Below are 4,289 nucleotides of genomic sequence, written 5' to 3' on the forward strand. Positions count from 1 at the left end.
GGGTGAGGGAGGCGGGTGGGGAGTTCTCCCCGCCTCCCCGGACGCCTCCCCTCACTCTCAGTGGGATTCGGTGGGGTTCTCGTCCCGCGCGGCGAGGGCTTGGTGGACGCGTTCGCGGGAGACGACCATCACCCCGCCGGACTTGTAGGCGTCGGCCCCGGCGGCCTCCAGGGCGGCGGCGAGTTGCTGCGCGGTCCAGGCCCGGTACTCGTCCGGGTCGCGTTCGGCCAGGCGTTGGCGCACCTGGTCGGTGCGCATCCGCTTGGCGTCCCCGAGCACGGCGGCGATGTCGGCGAGGTGGTCGGCGGGTTCGGCGGCGGCCGTGGTGGCGGTGGTCACCAGGCCGCCGCGCCGCTCCTTGGCGCGGGTGGCGATCTCCTCGGCGGCGGTGTCGTCGATGAAGTGGGTGCGCACGGTGATGCTGCTCTGCCCGTTGGGGACCTTGATGCCGTCCCCGGCGACGACGACGGTGCCCTTGTCCAGGCCCTGGCGCAGCTTGTGCGGGGCCGCGCCGCCGTCGATGGCCTTGTCCCCCAGAGCCATCCGGCCCTGTTCCTCGGTGCCCAGCACCAGGGAGGCGCGGATGTGGGCGCCCTCGCGCACCAGCTTGGGCAGGTTGTCGTTGGTGGGGTCCTGGGTGCCCTGCCACAGCGTCACCGACACCGCCCGACCCTGGTTGTGGATCTTGCGGACGGCGTTGAAGTACCGGCTGGTGGCCTTGGTGCCGCCGTACGGGCGCTTGTCCTCGCCGATGGCCGGGCACATGAACGCCACCTGCGCCTCGTCCACGATGCCCACCAGCGGCGCGAACGCGGTGCCCCTGGGGGCGAGGATGCGCCGTTCCATCTCGGCCACCAGCCCCTCGACCATCTCGGTCGCGTCGATCACGTGGTCATCGGTCGGCCCCTCGATCAGGGTCGTGGCCAGGCCGTCGAACATCGACCAGTCGCCCACGCCCTTGAGGTCCGCGATCCGGAACTCAACGGTCGGGTCCAGGGCCAGCCACAGCGCGACCGCCCGCAGCGAGGCGGTCTTGCCCTGGTTCGACAGGCCGGTGATCAACAGGTGCCGTTGGTGGACCGACAGGGCGGCGGCGTCCCCGCGCAGGTCCTGACCCCAGGGGGCGCGGCCACTCTTGTAGTCGGCCGTGATCTGGGGGTCGATGGCCAGCGGGGAGGGGCCGATCGGTTCGTCCAGCGCCCCGGAGTCGGCGATCCACAGCCGCACGGTGCGGGCGGCGGTGGGGATGGTGATGAACACCTCGTGCTCGTGCCGGTTGAGGTTCTCCGCGAGCTTCTTGCGCCGCTTTTGGACCTCCTCGGTCGACACCCCGGAGGGGAGCGTCACATCCACCTCGACGCCGCATCCGGCGATCACGATGGGGGAGAGCATCTGTGCGCCGTGGTCGCCCATCTCCTTGATGGCCTTGCGCAGCGTGGGGATGCCGACATCGCGCAGGGCGGTGACCACGATCGAGGGGGTGATCGGTGCCCCCGCGTCCCCGGTCGCCCGTTGGGCGGCGGGCAGGGCCCAGGCGGGAGCGGTGTGGGCGCGGCGCCCGATCGCCCACAGGCAGGTGAGGGCCAGCCAGGGGGCGGCGGCCACGACCGGGCCCCATACGATGCCGATCACGATGGCCGTCCAGTGCACCAGGTGGATCACGGCCAGGGTCGGGGTCAGCACATCGGCCCACTGGCCGGTCGCCCAGGCCAGCGTGCCGCCCAGGGCCAGCAGCACCCCGGCCCCGGCCGCCCCGCCGACGACCAGGCCGCGCGCGAGCTTGGCGGGGGCGGACAGCAGATCCATGCGGCGCTGGTGCCGCGCGGCGCGGAAGGCCCGGCCGCGTTCCTCCCACGCCATGGCCTGTTCGTGCAGCCCGGCCGCCTGCGCGGCCTCCATCGCGCGTTCGTAGCGGGCGGCGGTGCGTGCCGACCACGCCCGGCGGGCCACCACCCGCACCCCACCGGCGAGGTAGAGGGTGTGGCGGGCGGTGAACCGGGCCACGGTGCGGGTGCGCTCATCGCGCACCGCCGACGCCACCACCCGGTAGGCCACCGTGATGCGGCGACGGGGTGCCGAAGCCGCGGTCTCCCGGGACGGCGGGTTCCCGGCGCTCTCGCGGTCGGGGTGCAGCCGTACCACCCGGGCCATCCGGTCACCCGGCTTGGCCAGCGAAACCCGGGACCGGCCGGTGGGAACCGGCGCCCGGTGACCGGGCGCGGCCTGTGTATCGGTCATGCTGGTGTCCTCCTGTTCTCAGTCGTTGGGAACCGGGGCCCGGGGACGGCCGCGAGCTGCCAGGCGGGCAGCCGTCCCCGGGGCGCAATCAACCGCGCGGCCGGGAGCGCTCCAGGCACTTGACGCGGGCCTCGGCCTCCTTGACCGCCGCCCGCGCGTCCTTGCGGTTCTCGCGGGAGGCGGAGCGCTCGGCCACCCGGGCGGCGGCCAACAACGCGGTGGCCTCCCGGTGCTCGATCTGCCAGGCGGCGGCCTCCTCGGCCGCCCGCCGACGGCCGCGCTCGTTGATGGCGTCCATCCGGCTCAGGTGCCGGTCGCGGTCACCGACACCGCCCAGGTAGCCGCACACGGTCGCGATCCGGGCGGCCTTCTCGGCCGGGGTGAACCTCGGGCTCGTCATGACAGTGGTGTCCTTCCGGTCGACGGGAGTTCAGGCCAGGGCCAGGGCGGCGATGGTCAGCGCGGTGATGTGGGCGGTCTGGTCGATGTGGGCGGCCCCGCCGTTGCGGGCCCACCGCTGTTGACCGGCGACCCGCATCCACCAGGCCACCGGCCAGCGCCGATCGATCAGCGCGTGGGTGGCCGCGATCCACACCAGCGCCCCCACCGCTGCCGGACCCGAGATGTGCCACTCCAGCACGGAGATACCGACCACCAGGGCGAGCCCGCAGGTGGTGCCATGGGCGGCGGCATGGGTGAGGTTGGCCCACCAACCCGGCCACCCCGGCGCGGACTTGTGCGCGGCCTGGTGGTCGCTTTGCAGCGGGTAGTCCGCCACCAGGTGGGCGAGGTAGAGAAGAAACGCGATCTCCGCGAACACGACAACTCTCCGTTCAGGCCACCAACGCGGCCGACTCGGTGGGGTAGGCGCACGGCACGCACATGCCGAGCGAGGTGGGAATGCAGTACTCCGCGACCCGGCCGCAGTCCGGGCAGGTCCGGCGCGCTCGCATCGCCTTGGCCAGTGCCTCGGCCCGGCCCGGCGTCATCGGCCGGACGGGCTTGGCGTGGTCGATTCGGTAGAGGTAGCCGACCAGCGGGGCCCGGCCCCGGCGGCGCAGGCGCATCACCTGCGCGACCGGTTCCTGACCACCCGGGCGCAACCCGGCCGCCCGAAGCTGTCGACGGGTCGCCAACCCCTCCGGAGCGGCCCGCCACGGAAAGGTCGGGATGCCGTACCGGACCCCCTCGGGGTCGTGGACCTCGGTCCAAGCGGTGGGCCTCATGGCGTGCCCACCGTCATGGTGTGGTCGATCGCTCGGTGGCCGATCCATCGGGTGTAGGCGGGTGGGATGGTCTGGCGGCCCTCGGTGTTGGTCATCCAGGTGCATCCCATGGCGTCCGCGTAGGCCCGCTCTTTCTTGTGGGCGAAGGGCAGGAGGCGGGGGTGGTGCCAGCACGGCGGGAGGAGTTCCCCGCCCCCGCGCCAGGAGGTCTCGAACGCCCGGTGGCGGCGGATGTTCAGGCCGAACATCGAGCCGCACAACAGGTAGTCCGGGCGGATCGGGGCCTCGGGCACGTTCTCCATCACCCACGGCCGACCGCACCGCTCCAACAACTCCCGACCCCGGGGAAGGAGGTCGGGGTGGCTGTCCGGGCGGCCCCGCCAGGCGGTGACCCGGGCGTACCGGATGCACGGCCAGGAGCTGTGCACCAGGTCGTAGCGCTCGATCCCACCGCCGGCGATCAGGTCGGCCAGGTGGTCGATCGCATCCGCGAGCACGAAGCGGTAGGGATAGTTCGGCTGGGGACGGATGTCCACGCCGGTGACCTCGTACCCGGCCTCGGCGTAGCCCCGCCCCGCGCCCCCGGCGCCGCAGCACAAATCCAGCACACGACGCCGGATCACGCCGGGCCCACCCTCTCGGCCCGATCGGCGCGCAGGGCTTCGCGCAGCCTGCGGGCGTTGTCGGCGGAGGTGCGCACCGATCGGCGGATGGCGTTGGCGGTCAACGCCTCATCGCCCCATCCGGCCGTCGCTGTTCGGGCGTCGGTCAGGAGTTGGTCCCAGGATCGGCGCGGCACGGTGGTGCGGGCGGCCGGGGGCACCG

The 4,289-nt window shown here is 73.3% G+C and carries 5 protein-coding genes and 1 pseudogene; all 6 read right to left on the reverse strand.

Annotated features, from left to right (window positions below; all coding sequences use genetic code 11):
- Positions 1-57: 57 nt before the first annotated feature.
- Entirely contained in the window at positions 58-2,151 is a 2,094-nt protein-coding gene (locus tag FNQ90_RS14265; RefSeq protein ID WP_194432528.1) for an ATP-binding protein, read from the reverse strand.
- 175 nt (positions 2,152-2,326) lie between these two features.
- Positions 2,327-2,638: a hypothetical protein gene (locus tag FNQ90_RS14270; protein WP_182606730.1), complete on the reverse strand. Its 312-nt coding sequence runs from the start codon at positions 2,636-2,638 to the stop codon at positions 2,327-2,329.
- A 30-nt stretch (positions 2,639-2,668) separates the two neighbouring features.
- Positions 2,669-3,058, reverse strand: coding sequence for a DUF3307 domain-containing protein (locus FNQ90_RS14275; RefSeq protein ID WP_182606731.1), 390 nt, complete (start codon positions 3,056-3,058; stop codon positions 2,669-2,671).
- A 13-nt stretch (positions 3,059-3,071) separates the two neighbouring features.
- Positions 3,072-3,464, reverse strand: a complete 393-nt coding sequence (locus FNQ90_RS14280) for an RRQRL motif-containing zinc-binding protein (protein WP_182606732.1) — start codon at positions 3,462-3,464, stop codon at positions 3,072-3,074.
- Positions 3,461-4,087: a DNA cytosine methyltransferase gene (locus FNQ90_RS14285; RefSeq protein WP_182606733.1), complete on the reverse strand. Its 627-nt coding sequence runs from the start codon at positions 4,085-4,087 to the stop codon at positions 3,461-3,463. The genes FNQ90_RS14280 and FNQ90_RS14285 overlap by 4 nt, the downstream gene beginning before the upstream one ends.
- Positions 4,084-4,289: pseudogene (locus FNQ90_RS14290) on the reverse strand (DUF2637 domain-containing protein); the annotation flags it as partial. The gene FNQ90_RS14285 and the pseudogene FNQ90_RS14290, both read right to left, overlap by 4 nt.

The sequence above is a fragment of the Streptomyces alkaliphilus genome (assembly GCF_014141535.1).
Classification (GTDB): Bacteria; Actinomycetota; Actinomycetes; order Streptomycetales; family Streptomycetaceae; genus Streptomyces; species Streptomyces alkaliphilus.